Raw genomic sequence first — 19977 nt, forward strand, 5'->3', positions numbered from 1 at the left:
TAAAACCATTATAATTGACTATCTGCAATAAAGTATACTACTATTAGTCTACTTATTTAGGAGGGGATATGTCATTTACTGATGCATTTTTAGCTGCAGTTAAGATAGAAGATGTAGAAGAAGTTAAGTTTCTTTTAACTCAAAAAATAAATGTTAATGCTAGAGATTATTCTTGTCGATACGCAAGTTATTACGGAAAAACAGCTTTACACATTGCCGTTGAAAGTGGTGATAAAGAGATTGTAGAATTGCTTTTAAAGCATAAAGAAATTAATGTTAATGCTAAACTTAATGGAGAGACAGCTTTATATGTTGCTGCTAGCTGTGGTCATGTAGGGATCGTAAAGTTGCTTTTGAACCATGAAAAAATAGATGTTAATACTTGTGATCTTTATAAAAGAACAGCTTTATACGTTGCTGCTAAAGGGGGGTGCACAAAAATTGTAAAATTGCTTTTAAAGCATGGGGCAGATATTAATACTCAAAATCTTGGTAAGGAGACAGCCTTATACGTTGCTGCAAGTTGTGGTCATGTAAAGGTTGTAGAGTTGCTTCTAGATCACGAAGAAATAGATATTGATGCTAAATTTAATGGAAAAACGGCTTTACATATTGCTGCTCAAAAGAACCATATAGAAGTTGTAAGGTTGCTTTTAAAGCATGGGGTTAACACTGAAGATGGAAATGTAGCTTTACGCTATGCCATCATAAACAATCAGAAAGAAATTATGTGCTTGCTTTTAATTTATGGTGTAACCCCAGATGAGAATAATGCAAGCAAAGTCAATAATGAGCTTAAAGAGTGCTTAATAGTATTCAAAGAAATCAAAAAGATGCCTAATTTAGGTGAATTAATGCAGATAAATACAAGCAAAGGTATAGAAGAAAATACAGATGTTATTTTGGGATTTATAAATGGTAAAACTAAAAAACAGGAGTTAATCAAAGAATTTGAAGCTATTAAGAAGAGACATTCCTATGAGCGATTATTTTTCATACTTGAGTATTTGTTAGATTTTGTAAAACATATATTTTTAAAATTTTTTACAAGTAAGAAAGTAGTAGCAGCTCAATTGCATGAGTCAAAAAATGACATTGAAGTGACAACAAAAGATGGAATTATTTTAGAAAATTTACCTTATGAAGCAGCAGAAATAATAGTTTCATATTTTGATGATGATACAAATAAAGCTGTTTCATTAGTTCTTAGTAAGAGAGTGAGTTCATTCTTGACAAGATTAAAGGAAGTAGTCCTTGAAGCACCAAAAAAATCACTCATTGGAGTTACAGTAGAGTCCATGAAATCAAGTACGGAGTGTTGTGTGATTTAAATTACTGATATACCTAAAACCCATAGAGTTTAGCTAAAAGATAAACAGTGTTAGATCTTCAACGTTTTATGATTTATATCACCTGCAAAAAAATGAAATGTTTAGTATAGAAAGAGATAGGCGGGAAAAAGCAATATCTGTGGTTGAAGGGGGGTCAAAAGATGAGGTTGTGGAGCTTTTAGACGCTATATACATGGCTCAAAAAGAAAGAATGGTAATAGAAGAATATGTAAAAAAGCATCCAGCTGGCAAAGATGAAACTTGATTTCGAAATAAGCACAATTTGGTAAGATAGCTAAAAATCACATTAAAAAAAATTTACCAAATAGGTAGAGATTTATCGAAAAAATCGTATATAGATGAAGCTGGATATAGAGAGGCCACCAAGAGGAGAGAAAATTTATGTGGATGAGAAGATTTGTTGCTTTACTGGAGGTTGTAATAAACGGCTGGAGCACTGCCTAAATTACCATATAGTAGTTATGCTGCTTTTCACAAGATTGCCAAAGGGAGTATTCCCCAAACCATACGAGTCAAGTTAAAGTGTTAGAAGATTCAATGAACTTAACTTTCACAGAAAATTGTGTCCAGTCTGTGATAAGTTTTATTAGAAAAATTCTCAAATTATTAATTTTAGCGCTAAAAACAACTCTCTATTTTTAGTTCAATGAACGCCTTTCAGCTCTTTCAGTTTTGTACAATTCCATGAAATATAAGAATTGCGCACAATTTAACATATATTGTATCTTTAAGTTCATCACTTATATAATTTAAATAATTTACTTTGTAAATTGTTAATAGCATTAATTTTATTCTCTGTGACATTAGTTATGAATATTGACCAATCCAGCAATTTTTGATTCTTTTGAGAAGACTTTTTATTAGCCCTTCTTCTTTTGATTGTATTCAGTTAATTTTTGATCTCACTTTAATTTTTCCCTTTCTAGAAATTCTAAACAAACTCTATTTTTTGATTTGTTTCTATGTCATACATATTGGTATCGGATTTATAACTGCTAAGCTTCATCCATTTGTTTAAGGTACAACTAAGTCAGCAGTTGATATATTGCCTCTATAACCCTGATCTGTTAGCTCATGATTTAGAATGTAATTTTATCCCATTCATAACCACTATACATATCCTTTATACAAATTTTCCATATCATTAGGTAGGCTAATATATCCTATGCTTTTAAATTGTGAGATGTTTCTAAATAAAACTGTTGTACATTCTTTTCATATTCAGTAAACCTAAAATTTAAACCTTACAGAATCTTCATTTAATAATTCCATCTATGCTACAGCTTTCAACCCCTATGTTACCCAAAATCATTCAATTTCTTTTCTGTTATAGTTGATATTTCATCTGCTTTCTCATTACAAAATTCGTTGAGGATAAATTAGTTATTTTTCTCATTATAATTTTTTGTAATAAATTTAAGAGCCTTGTTTTTTTCTTCTCTCCACCAACTTTCCTTATCTGCACTCGTATGGTTTGTTGCACGCTCTCCATTCTATGCTTTTTTTCAATCTCTGGACTTATAGTCTCCATGGTGGTTGAATATATTTTGATATTAATAAAATTATTACCAAAAGTCTATAAAAACAATACTAGTATTTTTAATGATTTAATTTCATCCTTATTCCCCCCCCTTTAACCTAACCGTGTACTATTACTTAATAGTATACTGAAAAATTTAGAAAAATCACACCAACTCAAACTTAATTGATCTTTTCTTATACATTATACCATGCGGTATTACTTAAATTAACATATTACATAATTTTTCCATAACTTTGAAACTATAATTTTTACTAAACACCATGCATCACATCAATCGATGACAATTATCTAAACATTGAGAGCTTGGCCTTACAATAAAACTTGCAGGAAATGGAGCTTTTGAAACTTGTTTAAATTTCTGTGATAACTCTTGAGTTTTACAGATATGTTGTTCTTCTTGTGTCAGTTTATCAAGTTCATACGCAGGAAATTTACCACCATTTAAACCTTCTTTAAGCGTCTCCAATCTTTCATATATACCTCTTTTTACATCATCTTTATCTTTTCCTTCATCTAACTTTTTGATTGCTTCTGTTCCTCTCCTTACACTAGTATTACTAAAAAGCTTGGACATCCCTTCATTATCTGCCTGAAAGCCTTTGTGTATAGTAAATGCACTTAAAGCTAAATGAAGAGATGAAAATAAAGTGGTTCCAGAGTTTAAACGATTATCATGAATCCCTACTGTCATAGGATTACACTTTTGGATAAATTTATACATATCATCTGTATTTTTATTATCCTGAAGAAAAGCTTGTATCAAATTTTGTGTTGTATCTGGATTGGTATTATTAAATAAATTGTTGCGTAAAAGATTCATAGGATCAAATAAACCAAACGTCATTCTTTTAACAAGTTTAAGGTCTTTCTTAAAACTATTAGAATGGTGATTTAATTTTACAAATGAAATTAAGCTACATAATTTTAGCATGCTTTCTAAAATGGAATTAACATCACTAGTTACATCTTCAAACTTTCTATCTAGTAGATTTTGATAAAACTCATTAATTTTTTTACATTTTCTTTTGAGCTATCGCCGCTACTTTCAACTATATCAAGTGCTATTTTTAAATTCCCATCATTAAAGAGTGGCATTATGATATTAGTAAATAACTCTGAAAAAACTGAAGAGCTGACGCATTCAGCTGCAAGATCTCTATTTTCTGCAATATTACCTTTGCTTTGGATTTTGTTTATAAGTTCAAACAGTACTTTTTGTGACCATATAATCCTATTTAACTCATAATTCTTATTTATGCTTTCATATACCGTTAACTTTCTACAGATATCAAACTGCCTGTCATTATTCTGCAACATTTGCTTTTCACTTTCCAGTTCCTCCCTTTCTTTAACTAAAGCTTCCTGCTTTTTCTCTATCTCTTCAAGCCTAGTTTCTTCTTTTGTAAACTCATCATAATATTCAATTAGTATTCCGATATTGCCTAATGTCTCAATATTATTATTACTTAACTCTTGATCTTTAAGATCTTCAATCTGATTATTCATTATATTATATAATCTCTCAAACTTAGTTCGGCCTTGTGGCTTATAATCCTCAGCTAACCTTTGAGCTTGAGTTTTTCTTGTATTGTTTAACAAGTCTTCAACTGCTTGAGATACTTTATTTTTATATTCCATATGTAATTCTTTGCCCATAGCTTTGAGCTTAGCTTCATTTTTAGGCTCTAATAAAGAGTTAGCTTTACCTGTTATGTCTTTCACGTACTTTTGCAAAATTAAATCCTCCTCTAGACCTTCAACTTTATAAGTACTAACTACACTTTCCACCTCATCCATACTTTTTTTTAAATCTTGAAAATTATTTGATCCTTTTATTCTGTTTTTTAAATCCATTAGAGATTTACTTCTTTCTTGCATATTTTTTTTATATTCTTCAATGTATTGTCTTTGTCCATTTATTAATGGCTCTACTTTTGCTTTCAAGCTCATTATGTTTATGTTATTTTTGAGTTCCTTAAACATAGCTAAGTCTTCTTCACACTCACGTTTACTTAAAGAATTTTATACCTTACTTAATTCTAATTCAATCTTATTTAGCTGCTCTTTTATTATCTTATTTTTATCTTCATCAGTTATATCTTTTTGCTTAACATTTTCTTTTCTTTTTATCATTCCTATATATTTAGGCGTACTGTAATACTGATCTTGAAGCTTTATTTTCTCACTATTGAAGTTTTCTATTTTTGCTTTTTTCTTATTATGTTCCTTTAATAAAGCCTTTTCTTCATCTATAACCTTTACTCTTGCTCTTTTAAGTATTAGCCCCTCCTTTAAAGTAGGCATGCCATCTTTCTTTAAAATCTCTTGCACTTGCGATTCTTCTGGATTAAGTCTTAAATACCATAAACGCAGTACCAGAACACAAAGTTTTATAATTAGGGCCTTTAGAAAATTTACTTCTATCTTTAGCTTATCATTGATTTTACCTTTTTTTTCTTTCGTATACTCAATGCTGTGCCCAAGCTTTTCATCCTCTTCCAATAAATTAGCTATCTTAGACTCAAGATCTTTGATTTTAAGCTTGATCTCACAGCCCCCTGTTACTATTTCCTTATTTTTTAATTCCTTTTCTAAAATAGAAGTTGCAGACTTTAAAACCTTAGTGAAATTTTTGTATGTTTTGTCTTTATTGTATTCACTATGATTATACATTTCACGATGCACATTCAAAACATACTGGATAACATCCTCAATAACCTTATTATATCTGTCTTCATTAAGAGTTGTATCTGCTGTAAATTGTGAATCAATAATTTCTTCAATCGTTCTAATTACCCTTTCAGCATGTTCTTTTATATCAATTTTATGCTCTGTTTTTTCAAAAGAATCAAAAGGGCTGCCATACATTAATTTATCTTTAATCTCACTAAGATTGCTAATCTTAGAAGAATCAACATAAGATGAAGATATAATAGGCCCATTTTTACGCCCAGGCCTACCAACACACTGTTTTTTATTTGCTAAGCTATCAACAGTAGCTTCTTTCATCACAACGTTGTATAAAATCGTGTTGTTAAATCCTGATTTTCTATGATCATTAAAATAAAAACCAACAAGACTTACGCGTGATAAATCATCACCAAGACACCTATCTACAGTATTTTCATCAATAATCGAAAATTTGTTACAAATTGCCCTCAACTCATTTAATGGGTACCTTTTCTCAGCTTGAAATGCTTCTTGTATGATTTTAAATTTCTTAATTAACGCTTGTTTTGGTTTTTCTGTTAAATTTTTATGTTCCTTTTTACACTCACGACATTCACTGCATAATTTTGTATGTTTTTCCCGAAGACTTTCTCTTTTTTGAGAAGATAATTTTTCTGCAGACTTTCTTGGAGTACCATCATCATTATATAGCTGAGACCTTATCAATTCACACTTTTCGCGTGATGGATCTAATTTATCACGTTTATATTCTTCTGCTTCTTTAATTCCTTCTTCTAGCTTCTCATAAAGCTCCTTACATTCTTTTTCAGTATCTAAAAGGTCACCACCATAATTACTTTTTAAATATTGAAAAACGCCATAACTCTTACCTTGAGCAAAGATTTCAATAATATTATCGTCAGATAATTTACTAAAATCAGGTGGCATCATGCTATGAATTTCTCTACTTAAATTATGGTTATTTAGCAATGTACCAAATTTTTCATTATTTTCTTTGTCATGATATTTTTTAAAAAGGCTCCATACTATCTTCATCCCTTTTTGTATATCTGCTACAACATCTTGATCTTTAATATCTAGTTTTGAAACGTAGTCAGATATTCTTTTATCTATTTCTTCATCTATTTTGTTGTCAGCATAATTGTTAGTAAAATCCTTAAATTTACCCTCAAGTGATCCTGAAAATCTTTCTTTATCTAACTCATCAAGTGGTACTGCAGTTATGCACGATATAACGTTGTTGATAAATCCATGCTCTACAGCGAACACACCACTTTCAGCTATGCTGCTCTTATAGTCAAATTCACTTAAAACCTCATTAATATCGTCAGTGCAACCAAATTGCTCAATGAGCAACTCTCTTACTTCACCATGGGACTTATAACTATTGATTTGATGATAAAAATCACATTTATTATAGTATTTATCTTGTTTTTTTATTTTTTCTTTATCCTGTAACGTTTTTAGTTGTTCTTCTGGACTTTTGATTTTATCTTCAAATGAATCTTTAAAATCATTTGAGTCAATACACGCAAGAGTCATTCTGTTATATTGGCTTTGCAAGTTCCAAGTAATATACTTTCTTATTTTTTCTTTTATATCAGTGGTAGAATTATCTTTCTGCGGATTATAATAATAATCTTCATCTTGAAGTCTTGTTAGTATTTTACTATTACCATAATCTACATAGTGTTGTACAAACTCTGCAGTTCTTGTGTTTTTACAAACTTCAATATCAATTTTTCCCCCAATTCCTGATGCTATTTTCTCCTGCAGTGATTGTGCCTCAATGTAACCATTTTCTTTTTCTACAAATTCCTTTATCCAAACCGGAGGAGTTGCAGTAGTGATTACTAAGTTTATTTTTTTCCAACTTGCAAGTAATAACAGAAGCTGAATTTGAATATGATAAGCCTCCCCTTTATTCACCATATCCTGTATTTCATCAAAAATTAAAAGTACATCCTTTCTCTCAAAAATACTTTTTTCATACCTTTTGTTTTTTATTTCATAATAGTTTTGATAAATTTTAATATCTTTACCAATTGTTATTCTTTTGTTTTTTAAATCTACTTTAAATTCTTGCTGCTTTGCATTGTTCTCTGTTACCAGGTTAGAAAGAACCTCCAAATCTATCACTTGATTTGAATAGTTAAAGAAATTTTCTAGACTCAATATATTATGTTTCTTTTTTTGATTGTAAGTACCATTGTAATTAATGCTGCCCAATTCACTAAATGAGACAGCTCCCTTTTGATCTTTATATTCTTGATCTACTAAATCTTGACGAGCATCAATTGATATAACCTCCATCCCAGATAATCTTGCTACAAGAGCAAACATCAACTTTGTAATAGTTTTGCCAGATCCTGTTGATGATGCAATTAGCGCTAAGTGTTTAGCAAAACCACCTGCTAATGCACTTACTTGTGACCTGTACGGTAATTTTTCGTTAGTTCCACCCAAAACAAATTCTTGCCCGTTTTCGTTAAATTTTACTCCAAACTCATATTTTTCATTTTTTTTATATACTTGTAGGTGTAGTTCTTTGAATAAAGCTAATTCATCTTTACTTATATCTATAAATTCAATATCGTGCGTATTCTCATCATGCTTTGTAATTTTAACTTTAACTTCATCAGTTAGCTCTCCTTCAAAACCAGTTTCGTTTCCTTTAATTTTTTCTACAATTCTATTGATAATGTTTTCTTTGTCGCTTCTTGCTTTATTTAAATTCTCAACGACAAACTTAACTAGCCTTGCACTTTCTACTGATTTAGCATTAGTATGAACCATTCCCATATCACCTCCTTATCACTTAGTATATTAAGTTAATAATATTATTGGTATATATAAAAATCAACTTCTTTTTTTAATTAAAACATACTTCTATAGCTTGACTTGTAAGAGAAAGAATAGGATGTAGAAAAAGCAAAAGTAACGAAAAAATAATTTATATTAACCTCCAACCTGTGGACCACCTACTCCAATATTTGCCTTTGAAGATACTACTATTTTTTCCAACTGAGTGAGTAACATATTTTCTGCACACTGAGTGGTTTTTGCGCGATCGTTGGCTTCATCGTTAATAGATTTGCACACCAAACTAAGATTTACTGCATCTTGATCACTAATTGTTGAGGCTACCCTCGATGACACAATATACACAATATCTTCTAGTGATATTTCCACTTTTAGTTGACTATCTATTGCCTGATAAATCAAATCACTTAAAGCTCCTATTTTAAACCGTGTTTTCCTGTGTTGACTCATATATTGTTGCACCATATACTTTACAATATCTAACAAAGTTTCAGGTATAAAAGACTGAGATTCATTAGAACTGTAACATCCTTTAATACTTTGCAATTCTTGAATTAGTTGTTCTATATTATTTTCTCTACCATATTTACTAATGTAATCTAAAATCACTTCTAAGTTCCTTTCTTTATATCCTTGTATGATCTTGCCTAAGTGAGTCGTATTCTTGATTTTCTTAAACTCCATTAAACAATGGTTCAAATCAGGCCTGCTATTTACTACTGCTTGGTTCCACTCTTCATCTATATTAGCACCAAAAATCAGAAGGGTAAAAAAGGTCTCTACATGATTATTTCTAATAGCTTTATACAAGGGTGTATTGTGATAATTATTTGCAGCATTAATATTCACCCCTCTATCTAGAAGAAATTTTACTATCTCTGTATGTCCAAATTCAGCAGCAATGTGCAAAGGCGTATCGCCAAAATTACCTATAGCACCAACATCTGCCCCGTGTCTTAGAAGCAATTCCATTATCTTTGAACATCCGTTGTAAGCAGCACTAAATACACTATCTGTAAGATTAGCATTCGCTCCTCTTTCTAGAAGCAGCCTTACTATTTCTTTATATTTTTTACAAATAGCATGATCTAAAGGTGATCTACCTAACACGCACTTAGCATTGATATCTGCACCATGCTTTAAAAGCAGTGCTACTACTCCTGTATGACCTTTCTCAAGGGCTAAGTGTAGCAAAGTATCACTATTTCTTTTTAGATTAGCACTTACCCCTCTATTTAAAAGCAACTCTAATATTTTTGTATATCCTTTTGCAGCAGCAAAGATCGCAAGCTCATTATCGTCCTTCCACTCTGCAAAGCTAGATCTTGCTGCAAAAGCAACATCTGCACCGTGTTCTAAAAGCAGTTCTGCTATTTCTATATAACCTTCCCTAATAGATAAAGATAAAGGCGTAGTCCAAAATCCATTTTTAACGTTAACATTTGCATTATGTTTAAGAAGGAGTTTTACTGTTTCTATATGCTTTTTTTCAATAGCTAAAAGCAAAGGTGTGCTCCCATTCCAATCTTTAGTATCAACATTAATCCCTATTTTTAAAAGAGATTTTACTTTTGCTGTATCTCCCTTCTTGCTAGCATCTAGTAATTTATTACTTAACTTTAGAAGTATTATACTTGCAACGCATAATATAAAAGAGCTTGCTGCAAGCAAAGCAATACCCAATCTTAAACCTTTTGGATCATTTCTAAATGGAAACGCCACAAATAAAGATGACATTGCAAAAACTCCAATGCTTCCTGTTATGATAGATCCTAAAACTAACTCTCTCCTCATATCCCCCAACAATGAAAATTTTGTATTTTATAATGTATGCTAGTATCATTATAACTTAGTTTTACTTTTTACATAATAAAATTATAAGATTTAAATAAATAATTAATATATTAATGTGTAAACTAAATATTATAAAGTATGGGGGATAGTATGGTGATGAAAAGTGATGCTCTGTTAATATTTGATTTTGACAATACTATTACCAATGGGCATATGCATAACACCTTTTCTAAACTTGAGAAAAGCGATTTTAACACTGCTGCAAAATATGCGGTAACTAATGATGACATAAGTAATTTTCTTGAGAACACAGGTGGAATCAAGAATGAAGAGAGTTTGAAGTCTAGATTAGAATCTGCGCTTTCAAATGGTATAGCAGTTAATATTGCATCATATACAGGATATCCAAATGCTGTAAAAAAGGTAGTAGAGGGTTACTTAGATTTATCTAAAGAACAATCAGGGGGTATTTCTGTATTCGGTGGTTTCCCAAAAGATTATGATGTTAAACTACCAGAAGACATAAAAGAACAGCAAAATCAAGTTGGAAAAAATTTACACATCTATAAGGCAATTGTAGAGTATAAGGAGAAGCATGGTAAATTGCCAAAGACTGTGATGTTGGTTGATGATAGTATAGGAAATATTAGGAAAGTTAATGAATTTACATCATCAATAGAGAAAGAGTGGCTTGAAAAGAACGGACTTAATTTTGAAGATATAAAAAATATTGAATTTGAGGGTGTACAAGCGTCTCATAAAAACAAAAACGGAAAAACAACAGGAGATATTAATTATCTAGAAAAAGTACAAGAATTTATCAATACCAATTTAGTACACGAACCTATTCATAAAAATTTAAAAAAGGAAGGGCCAATATATGCGGCGGTTGAGAAGAGTACTATTTCCTTAGCAAAGCCAATGAAAGAGATCAAGTCATTTTGTGTTCAGAACAATTATGGTGATAAAGAAATAATACGTGGTGCTCAAAGTGTTTTTAAAGAGACAGTAATAAAAGCAATCAATAAGCAGGGTTACAGTGTAAAAAGCAGCGAAGAAGAAGAGTCTGAGATTATTGTCAAAGGAAGTAAATCAATAGATGTTGAGGGAATAATAACAGATGTGTTAAATCAAATAATGGTAGCAAGTAACGAGGTGTTAAGCGACAGAAGAGATAAAAATCTCAAAGAATTAAAACAAGAATCAATTAATGAGAATTTAAGAGAGATAGGGCCTATATACCAAAACCTTCAAGATATTAAAACAACAGAACCTATATATCAGAACACCGAAGAATTATCATTTCCGCCACCACTTCCACCTAAACCTCAGTATCTACATGCAGCAGCTTCTCATGACAGTATAGGTAAAAACAAAGAAGAAGATATATATACTAAAAAAAGCACAATCTCTTTGGCGCACTGGTTCGAAACAATCAAGTCTTCTTTTACAGATTGTAGTCAAAAAATAATAAATGCTATTCATAGCTCATTTAAAAAGATAGTGAGAGCGAAAATCAAAGAACAGGGTTATGTTGTTAGTAGTGAAAAGGGAAAGTGTGAAATTACTATTTGTGGTAATAAGCCAATAGATGTTCAAAAAATAAAAACAGATATTATTGATACCTATCTAATTCAAACAATGAAATTGGACAAAGGGAAAATTAAAGATCTTAGCGAGAATTATCAAGGTGTTGAACTAAGAGAAGAAATATCAAAATTATTGAATGTTGATTTGCACGAGAAAAATGTAAGCTCAAACTCTGTAAGCAGAAGTCCACCTGAAAGACAAGCACCACCATCTTCTAGAAACTGTGTAGAAATGGTTATACATAGTAGAAATATAGAAAACAACGTTATTGGAAGAAATGGATGATTTATATAATTAAGCGAGAACATCCAACAAACTGTGTCAAAGCAAAATTAACTGTACTAGACAGAACATAATCTGACAAATGAGCATTAGAAGAATTTAAATAGTTTAAACTACTATCAGAATCTTGATTTAATGTTTTTCTGAAAAGCAATATATCAAGAAAAGTTTGTATTGGCGTTTTACCGTAGCAATATTTGCCTGATTGTCTCATTGCAACCAATATCAGTTTGTAGATCTTCTAAAGAATTGTATTTCTAAAGATGATTTGCATAGTTTTGTGAAACATATGTGCCATTGGTCTGTAATGTTTGGGTCTAGAATGATCGATATACCCAAATAAAGCTGATAATTTTAAGCTTACCACCGTACCTCTATCAGTCAAAATGCGCAATGTTTTGTCCATCAAAGAATGTCTATCATTTAACAAGTCAGCTGCAGTAATTGCTGTTTTATCTACATAAAGCTTAGCAACGAGAATAGGTATCAATAAAAGTCTGCTGATAAATTCGCCCAATACCTTTTATATTACCCACGTAATAAATATCCTGAGAACCCAGATAATCTAAGTATCAACTTCACCATACGCTTCTTTTTGTTCTTTCACTTTTTCTAAAGCTGCAATTCTGTCAAAATTATTCCATCTTGTGCAACTTTTGCTTCAAAGCCTTTTTTTAAAGGTTAATCCACCTTCAGAATGCCCTTTTTTCTCAGCTCATTTTTTGTTGCCCATATGCTGGAAATTCTGTTGCAATATTAACCACGGCTCTTTCTACATCCTCAGAGACTCTGTTTGCAAACTTTTCTTACTTATCTCATCCCACCATTTTCGTATAACTCCTTGAATCTGTAAAATTTGAGTATCCCATCACTTTGCACGCTTGAGATACATTCCCTAGCTGTTTTGCTAAATCCTAACTTTGGTTTTTTGTTTGTATTGTATTCATTTCTCTTATTTTTTGTTATTTTAAGCCAAACAGTACAAATTTCTCCTCATCTATAGTTGGGGCTTGCATTTAGTATACTCCCTGTTTTTGGTTGAGTTAATACAGTATTACAGTTATCACTATTTTTGACTAAATTTTTCACTTGATATTAGCTTTCAATTTTTCTATCAGTTTAAGTTTTATCTTTTACATTATAGACTATAAAATCAAGATGTACTTATAAATGCTTCCCTTTTTTTGTATTTTTCGATACAGACTTTACTGATTTTATATGTAACTCACTTTTTTTATTCTTAATATCATATGGAATTTTACCTAAATCTTTTTTGTTATCAAACTTTTTATCTTTTACTTCTAAAGGAGGTTTATCATCTACAGAGCTAACATCTTTAAGTTTAGTATCATCTGAAAAATAACTCTGACTCAGCCATTCATAAAACCACTTGCAACCAACCCCAATTATAATAGCTATTATTAAAAGTATTATCCATTTTATCATTATTTGTAGTATAAATTATCTAGATTATAGTATGTCATTATCATTTATGCTTGTTTCAATTAAATCTTCTGCTGCAGAAACCTGATTGAATGTAGATTCATTTTGCTCAAAAGCTGTTTTTATCATATGTTCATTATCGTCATGTGGAGTATCATCGTGCTTAGCCAGCTTAAAAACTTTATTACATGATTTTATAAGGTTTACTACAGGCTCTCTTATTTTATTGGTGTAAAATTCATCAACAGCTTTAAAGCCTTTCTTCAGATCATCTAATATTTGTGACACAACTCCTCCTTTTCTCAGATTTAGTTTGTATTATTATATCACGCAAATCGTCCTTATCATCATTATAGTTAATATTAATTTCTATATCAGGTATGGTTAACCTTTTTATTAATTCTGGCCACTCAACAACAGCAATACCTGAATTTAACACCTCTTCCACACCAATACCATATAGCTCATCCAGACCTTTTATTCTATACAAATCTAAATGCCAGATAGTAAAATCACAAGCATCATAACGACTCATAATATTAAAAGTAGGGCTAGAAACTACCTCATCAGGCAATAAAGTGTTTATAAAAAACTTAGCAAAAGCAGTTTTTCCAACTCCCAAATCTCCATACAGAGCAATAACATATGGAGGCTTTACAATTTTAGCAATTTTCTTTGCTAATAATTCAACAAAACCAACATCAATGGCTTCATATTTTTCAATATGCATCATTATATATAATGAATATTGATCATTACATTAATAACCCCCCATTTATATGGAGAGTTTGACCAGTAATGTAACTAGCTTCATCACTTGCTAAAAACAAAACTCCTGATGCTACTTCTTTTGGAATACCCATTCTTTTTAGAGGAATATTGCTCATTATATTGTTTTGTTGTTCTTCTGAAAGAGAAGAAGTCATTGATGTTTCTATAAAACCTGGCGCAATACAGTTTACTGTTATATTGCGGCTTGCAAATTCCTTTGCAATACACTTACTCATAGCAACCATTCCTGCTTTAGATGTGGCATAATTTACCTGCCCTGGATTACCTGTAAAACCAACTATAGAAGAAATATTGATTATTCTTCCCCAACCATTTTTGAGCATTTTACTACATGCCTTCTTGTTTAATTTAAAAGTTGAAGTAAGATTTATGTTAATAACCTTATCCCATGCTTCATCTGTCATTCTAAGTAGTAAGCTATCTTGCGTTACTCCGGCGTTACATACAATGCCATCAAAACCTGCCATTAGATCACTAGCTTTATCAACTAAACTATCTACTTCTTCACTATTTGTTAAATCACATTGCAATGAATACACATTATTTTTACCTTCTGCCATTTTTTCTAGAATTTCTTTTCTTGTTCCAGAAATACATAAAGTAGCTCCAGCCTTATATAGCACATCCGTAATGGCTTGCCCTATTCCACCTGATGCACCTGTAACTAAGAATTTCTTACCTGCTAGGTTGAACATAGTTAAAATGGCACCTCATCATCAATAATTCCTTCAAACTCGTCTTCTTTACTGTAATTTTTATATTCGCCACTGGTCTTATAATCTTTACGTTCATTGTTTGTATATTCAGCGCTAGTAGCATTTTTAGAATCTAAAAGAGTTAAAGCACTGCTAAAATTTTGCAGCACTACCTCTGTGGTATACTTATCATTATTATTTTGATCCACCCATTTCCTAGTTCTTAGGGAACCTTCAATATATACTTTACTGCCTTTGCGTACGAAATCTTTTACAATTTTTACCAACCCTTCGCTAAACACAACAATATTATGCCATTCTGTTTTTTCAGAACGCATACCAGATGCCTTGTCAAACCAACTTTCAGAAGTGGCAAGTGAAAACGTTGCCATCTCCTTGCCATTTTGCATTGCTCTTATATCTGGATCTTTACCAAGATTACCAACTAAAATTACTTTATTAACACTACCACTCGACATCTTTAAAACATTAATTTAATTAATATATTACTCTAAAATAGTTCTTTTGTTTTTACAAGTTATATTACACTATTGATTCATGAGTTCCAGTGTTACAACTTTGTTCTATACCGCCTCTGACTTTAGCCTCGGCTAACCCTGAGCTTACATCAGCTCCTTCGCTACCACTTCTACTCCTTCCTGATTCTGAGCCTGATTCTCCACCTATGGTAAAAGAAGAATAAGCTCCTCTGCTCTGATTTTGATTTAAAAGATCATCTCTTGAACTTGATATGTCTTTTTGATATACTACAATTTCATCTTCGTTACTATCTACCCGGTTAGCATTATCTCCATCTAGTGGCTCTAATTGAAATTCAGGTACAGTTTGTCCTTGTCCATTAAAGTGGCTTCTAAAGTAACGTCTTAAACATTGCCATAACCCAATATCATCCGTATAGTCACTTGGCAGGCGGATATTACTGCGGCAACAATGTCTATATATAAGATAGGACATCCCTATCATTGCCACTATAGGTATAACAATGGCTGTACTAATTTCAGCAGTGTTGAGCGATCTTTCTGCAGGACCAGATGATTCATCTGTTTTGTTAAAGTTAGATGTATGATCTGTTATCATTGAATTGTTATCTGTAGTGATCATATTAGTAACATTCTGCGTCACTAATCCTAACGTGGTCACTACTGCACTTCCTATTGTTGAAACTAACCCTAATGTGCTATTTATTCTTTGCGTTTCAGTAGTTGTGCTTTTAGGCAAAATAGTACTCATAACAGTTGTTTTGTCTTGCTCAGTGCTTGTCGTATAACGGCTCGTTGGTCTTGCAGTGCTCCCTGTAGTAACCCTTGTAGGCTTAGTAGTTGGCTTGACAGTAATTTTTTCCGTTGAAGTAGTAATTTTAGATGATGTAGTTGGCCGTACAGTAGGAATAGTAGTTACTGTTGTGCTTTGATCTACAGTGGTATGTTGCGCAGTACTGGTTTCTGCTGTTGTCTTAGCAGTAGTTGTAGTTTTCTCTGTCGAAGTAGTGGTTTGAGGAGAAGCCACTGTAGTTGATTGTGTAGTAGATGCAGTAGTTGTAGTTTTCTCTGCTGAAGTAGTGGTTTGAGGAGAAGCTACTGTAGTTGATTGTGTAGTCAATACAGTAATATGTTTGGTAATTTTTGGTTTTGTAGTAGTGCGTTGAGTAGTTGCAGCACTTGTTGTATCATCTTCTACAGTAATTGTACTTTCTCTTATAGTTATTTCTTCCATATCAGTTATAGCTAAAGGAGTAGCTGTTGATATCGTACTAGAGCTTATTTTGGGTGCATCTGAACTTGAAGAAATTATATGTGAAGTTGACTTTGCAGTCTGACTAGTAGCTGGATTAGTGCTGATAGTAGTTTTTTTTGCTGGGGTAGTAATTCTAAACGATGTAGTTGGCTGTACAGTAGGAATAGTAGTTACTGTTGTGCTTTGATCTACAGTGGTATGTTGCGCAGTACTGGTTTCTGCTGTTGTCTTAGCAGTAGTTGGAGCTCTTTCTGTCGAAATAGTGGTTTGAGGAGAGGCTACTGTAGTTGATTTTGTAGTAAATACAGTAGTTGTACTGGGTTCTACAGTAATATGCTTAGTAGTTTTTTGTTTTGTAGTAGTGTATTGAGCTGTGATCTCTGTAGTTGCAGCACTTGTTGTATCATCTCCTACAGTAGTTATACTTCCTCTTGTAGTTATCTCTTCAGTAGCAATTGTAGATAAAGGAGAAGTTACAGATACTGTACTAGAACTTATTTTAGGTGTTGAAAAAATTGTATATGGAAAAGATGTTGTAAGCTTTAATGGATTATTATAAACAATATCTACAAAATCACTCAAAGTTTTTACTCCATCAGTTGGAAAGTCTCTTGTAGTAACTACCTTTAAATTACTTGAACTAATTGTACTTTGAGTAATGTTTTTCTCACCCACTGCTGATATTATAATATCATTCTCACCAATAACACTTAGCTGTAGTGATTTTATTTTCTCCTTATAATTATGAATTATTTGCTTCTTTCCCTTTTTACCTGTTAGCTTTGCAAGGCATAACCTTTGCTCATCCTCAAGAAAAGCAACTACTGCTCCATTCTTAGTATTTACTGCACTTAAGTTACTTATCTTATCACCAGTTAAAAACGGAGTAGAAACTTTTTTGTCAAATTGATCACAGCGCTCTTTACCTACTGCAAATAAACATTCTTCATCTTCATTATTTACGTATTTTCCCTCTCTGATATCATCAATCATTGATTCAGTAATATCTAAAGAGAATAAAGAGGTTGAATCTGAATAAATTATTTTTCCTACATTACCGTTTTGGTTTGCTGGTGAAAGTTGAAAACTATTTTTCATATTCTCATCTACCTTGAACAACAGTCTACTTACAACTCCACGTGACCCTTCATTAACATTAAACTCTAAACCTTGTCCTTTTTCCAAAAGCCATGCAGTAACGTACTGTCCTTCAGAATTTGAGTCTATCGCAGCAATTATAATGTCACCATTTGGTAATTCCATGGCTTTTGGCTTGCTATAACTATGATACTTATTGCTGGAGTGAGAAAGCTTTGCATTGTTTGACAGAGATATTTTTTCACCATAAGGTCTAGCATTAATAGAATTTGGTTTTAAATCAACTTGATATGGAGCATATGATATTATAGAGAATTTTTTACTGCCTTGCTCTTTCTCTTCAGGAAAGGCAAAAACAACAAAATCTTTATCACTAATTGGCAGGATAACTGGCCTATCATTTTCTATCAGTTTACTCGGTATTTTTGTATTTATGCTAAAAGAGTGTTTTTGACTATTAAAAGGAGTAGTAATTGTACATTCAACGTTACTATATCCATCACCCACATCTCTATAATATGCAGTATATACAACATTATTTTTCTCTACTGTATTTATACAGCTGTTAATTTTAAATTGATTTTCAAAGTATTTTAGTATATTCATGTTCAATCTTTAATAAAAATATTATATTCTATAGTATATTAATTAATAATTAATGTCAATAAGTTAATGATCTTAACTACAGAAATAGACACCTCAATAATAAAAAAATATGATATCAGAGGAATAATTGGGCAAAACTTAAAAGTTGAAGATGGTTATGAGATAGGGGAAAAATTTGCCCAATTCTTAGGCAGTAATGCTAAAATTTGTGTTGGCTATGATAGTAGAGTGCATTCACCTCAAATAGAGAAAAAAGTAATTGAAGGACTATGTTTTTCTGGAGCAAGTGTTATAAGAGTTGGGCTGTGTTCTTCTCCAATGCTATACTTTGCTACTCAGCTTATTGATGCAGATGGCGGAGTGATGATTACTGCATCTCATAATCCTGCACAGTACAATGGATTTAAATTTTATAGTAACAAGATAGTATTTAGTGAAAAAGAAATAACTACATTTATGGGTATTGATGCTAAAAACAATACAGGTAATTACACTATTCTTAATTGCAATATATATGATCAATATATCAAAATACTCAAAAACATAAATGTAGGAAACGGAAGAGAATTTAAAATAGCATGGAACTGTTCTAATGGAGCAACAAGTAGTGTTATTAGGCATATTCAAAAAATTTTACCCAACCATAATCACATTACTATTAACAATACAATAGATGGATCTTGTAACCCCGATCCTATTGAGCAGCAGAATCTCAATAAACTAATCAGTACTACAAGAGAGCATCAATGTGATATTGGCATCGCTTTAGATGGTGATGGTGATAGAGTTTGTGTAATAGACAGTGAAGGTCATATTATTCCTAATGACTACCTTTTTATGATATTTGTAAATGGAATACTGACTAAAGGTGATAAAGTAATTGTTGACATAAAAAGTAGCATGAAAGTTTCTGATCTCATCTCAAGATTAGGTGGGGTAGCAATAACATGTACTACTGGCCATTCAATTATAAAAAGGATGATGATAAAAGAAAATGCAAAATTTGCCGGAGAACTTAGTGGCCACTTTTTCTTTGCAGAAATTGGCTTTGATGATGGCATATATGCAGCTATTAAATTAATTAATATCTTACAAAAGTATGAAAATTTTGATAGCATAATGAGCAAATTACCTAAGCTATACATTAGTCCCGAAATCAAAATTGAAATCCAGGAAGAAAAGAAATTTCAGATTATCAATCTTTTAAAAAAAGAGTTAGAACAAAAGAATATTATATTTTCAAGTATTGATGGCATAAAAGTTACCTTTGAAAAAGGGTGGTTATTACTTAGAGCATCCAACACACAGAACTATATTACAGCACGGTGCGAAGGCCAGAGTAATGAGGACTTTAAGGAGATGAAAAACGTATTGGATCAATATATTAAAAGGATAAAGTTACTTAATAAGCCGTAGTTATGAAAATAAGTTAATAGTCAGGATATCAGGGATCAATATCTTAATGCTATTTTGTGATTTATATATAATTAATATTTTTATAGAAATTTTTAAG

Annotated in this window: 15 protein-coding genes and 2 pseudogenes; 4 read left to right on the plus strand and 13 right to left on the minus strand. The window is 31.5% G+C overall.

The window, feature by feature from the left end:
* Window positions 1–68 precede the first annotated feature (68 nt).
* Complete coding sequence (locus tag AACL19_RS00410; protein WP_339045819.1) at window positions 69–1331, plus strand: ankyrin repeat domain-containing protein; 1263 nt, start codon at window positions 69–71, stop codon at window positions 1329–1331.
* Between the two features lie 97 nt (window positions 1332–1428).
* Window positions 1429–1596 (plus strand): hypothetical protein, encoded by a 168-nt coding sequence (locus AACL19_RS00415; protein ID WP_339045820.1) that lies wholly within the window; start codon window positions 1429–1431, stop codon window positions 1594–1596.
* A 268-nt stretch (window positions 1597–1864) separates the two neighbouring features.
* Here AACL19_RS00415 and AACL19_RS06965 read toward each other — a convergent pair.
* The 6 genes and pseudogenes from AACL19_RS06965 to AACL19_RS00445 all read right to left on the minus strand — a co-directional run.
* Window positions 1865–2664: pseudogene (locus AACL19_RS06965) on the minus strand (IS4 family transposase); the annotation flags it as partial.
* A 15-nt stretch (window positions 2665–2679) separates the two neighbouring features.
* Window positions 2680–2844, minus strand: coding sequence for a hypothetical protein (locus AACL19_RS00425; protein WP_339045821.1), 165 nt, complete (start codon window positions 2842–2844; stop codon window positions 2680–2682).
* A gap of 316 nt (window positions 2845–3160) precedes the next feature.
* Window positions 3161–3739, minus strand: coding sequence for a hypothetical protein (locus AACL19_RS00430; protein ID WP_339045822.1), 579 nt, complete (start codon window positions 3737–3739; stop codon window positions 3161–3163).
* 137 nt (window positions 3740–3876) lie between these two features.
* Window positions 3877–4878 carry a hypothetical protein gene (locus AACL19_RS00435; protein WP_339045823.1) on the minus strand — a complete coding sequence of 334 codons (1002 nt, stop codon included), beginning with the start codon at window positions 4876–4878 and terminating at the stop codon, window positions 3877–3879.
* A 39-nt stretch (window positions 4879–4917) separates the two neighbouring features.
* A complete protein-coding gene (locus AACL19_RS00440) occupies window positions 4918–8388 on the minus strand; it encodes a DEAD/DEAH box helicase family protein (protein WP_339045824.1) in 3471 nt (1156 codons plus the stop codon).
* A gap of 156 nt (window positions 8389–8544) precedes the next feature.
* Window positions 8545–10203 (minus strand): ankyrin repeat domain-containing protein, encoded by a 1659-nt coding sequence (locus AACL19_RS00445; RefSeq protein ID WP_339045825.1) that lies wholly within the window; start codon window positions 10201–10203, stop codon window positions 8545–8547.
* Window positions 10204–10353: 150 nt separating this feature from the next.
* Between AACL19_RS00445 and AACL19_RS00450 the strand changes: the two genes are divergently transcribed.
* On the plus strand, window positions 10354–12078 hold the full coding sequence (locus AACL19_RS00450) for a hypothetical protein (RefSeq protein ID WP_339045826.1): 1725 nt from the start codon (window positions 10354–10356) through the stop codon (window positions 12076–12078).
* A gap of 1 nt (window position 12079) precedes the next feature.
* On the opposite strand, the pseudogene AACL19_RS00455 reads toward AACL19_RS00450, so the two are convergent.
* The 7 genes and pseudogenes from AACL19_RS00455 to AACL19_RS00485 form a co-directional block, all read right to left on the minus strand.
* Window positions 12080–12944, minus strand: a pseudogene (locus AACL19_RS00455) (IS481 family transposase).
* A 295-nt stretch (window positions 12945–13239) separates the two neighbouring features.
* Window positions 13240–13521 (minus strand): hypothetical protein, encoded by a 282-nt coding sequence (locus AACL19_RS00460; protein WP_339045827.1) that lies wholly within the window; start codon window positions 13519–13521, stop codon window positions 13240–13242.
* Between the two features lie 24 nt (window positions 13522–13545).
* Window positions 13546–13806, minus strand: a complete 261-nt coding sequence (locus tag AACL19_RS00465; protein ID WP_339045828.1) for a hypothetical protein — start codon at window positions 13804–13806, stop codon at window positions 13546–13548.
* Window positions 13787–14248, minus strand: coding sequence for a tRNA (adenosine(37)-N6)-threonylcarbamoyltransferase complex ATPase subunit type 1 TsaE (tsaE, locus tag AACL19_RS00470; RefSeq protein WP_339045829.1), 462 nt, complete (start codon window positions 14246–14248; stop codon window positions 13787–13789). The genes AACL19_RS00465 and tsaE overlap by 20 nt, the downstream gene beginning before the upstream one ends.
* Window positions 14249–14273: 25 nt before the next feature.
* Window positions 14274–15005, minus strand: coding sequence for a 3-oxoacyl-[acyl-carrier-protein] reductase (fabG, locus tag AACL19_RS00475; protein WP_339045830.1), 732 nt, complete (start codon window positions 15003–15005; stop codon window positions 14274–14276).
* Window positions 15006–15007: 2 nt separating this feature from the next.
* Window positions 15008–15484 (minus strand): single-stranded DNA-binding protein, encoded by a 477-nt coding sequence (ssb, locus tag AACL19_RS00480; protein ID WP_339045831.1) that lies wholly within the window; start codon window positions 15482–15484, stop codon window positions 15008–15010.
* A 64-nt stretch (window positions 15485–15548) separates the two neighbouring features.
* Window positions 15549–18464 (minus strand): hypothetical protein, encoded by a 2916-nt coding sequence (locus AACL19_RS00485; RefSeq protein WP_339045832.1) that lies wholly within the window; start codon window positions 18462–18464, stop codon window positions 15549–15551.
* Window positions 18465–18530: 66 nt separating this feature from the next.
* Here AACL19_RS00485 and AACL19_RS00490 point away from each other — a divergent pair, with 66 nt between their 5' ends.
* A complete protein-coding gene (locus AACL19_RS00490) occupies window positions 18531–19880 on the plus strand; it encodes a phosphomannomutase/phosphoglucomutase (protein ID WP_339045833.1) in 1350 nt (449 codons plus the stop codon).
* Window positions 19881–19977 lie beyond the last annotated feature (97 nt).

This window comes from Candidatus Mesenet endosymbiont of Agriotes lineatus (assembly GCF_964019585.1).
Classification (GTDB): Bacteria; Pseudomonadota; Alphaproteobacteria; order Rickettsiales; family Anaplasmataceae; genus Mesenet.

Bases quoted from the DNA above. Each gene is read 5' to 3' on its own strand.
- AACL19_RS00410 (WP_339045819.1), top strand. From the start codon at position 69: ATGTCATTTACTGATGCATTTTTAGCTGCAGTTAAGATAGAAGATGTA.
- AACL19_RS00450 (WP_339045826.1), top strand. From the start codon at position 10,354: ATGGTGATGAAAAGTGATGCTCTGTTAATATTTGATTTTGACAATACT.
- AACL19_RS00440 (WP_339045824.1), bottom strand. From the start codon at position 8,388: ATGGGAATGGTTCATACTAATGCTAAATCAGTAGAAAGTGCAAGGCTA.
- AACL19_RS00460 (WP_339045827.1), bottom strand. From the start codon at position 13,521: ATGATAAAATGGATAATACTTTTAATAATAGCTATTATAATTGGGGTT.
- AACL19_RS00415 (WP_339045820.1), top strand. From the start codon at position 1,429: ATGTTTAGTATAGAAAGAGATAGGCGGGAAAAAGCAATATCTGTGGTT.
- AACL19_RS00435 (WP_339045823.1), bottom strand. From the start codon at position 4,878: ATGTTTAAGGAACTCAAAAATAACATAAACATAATGAGCTTGAAAGCA.
- AACL19_RS00430 (WP_339045822.1), bottom strand. From the start codon at position 3,739: ATGACGTTTGGTTTATTTGATCCTATGAATCTTTTACGCAACAATTTA.
- AACL19_RS00445 (WP_339045825.1), bottom strand. From the start codon at position 10,203: ATGAGGAGAGAGTTAGTTTTAGGATCTATCATAACAGGAAGCATTGGA.
- tsaE (WP_339045829.1), bottom strand. From the start codon at position 14,248: ATGCATATTGAAAAATATGAAGCCATTGATGTTGGTTTTGTTGAATTA.
- fabG (WP_339045830.1), bottom strand. From the start codon at position 15,005: ATGTTCAACCTAGCAGGTAAGAAATTCTTAGTTACAGGTGCATCAGGT.
- ssb (WP_339045831.1), bottom strand. From the start codon at position 15,484: ATGTCGAGTGGTAGTGTTAATAAAGTAATTTTAGTTGGTAATCTTGGT.
- AACL19_RS00490 (WP_339045833.1), top strand. From the start codon at position 18,531: ATGATCTTAACTACAGAAATAGACACCTCAATAATAAAAAAATATGAT.
- AACL19_RS00485 (WP_339045832.1), bottom strand. From the start codon at position 18,464: ATGAATATACTAAAATACTTTGAAAATCAATTTAAAATTAACAGCTGT.
- AACL19_RS00425 (WP_339045821.1), bottom strand. From the start codon at position 2,844: ATGGAGAGCGTGCAACAAACCATACGAGTGCAGATAAGGAAAGTTGGT.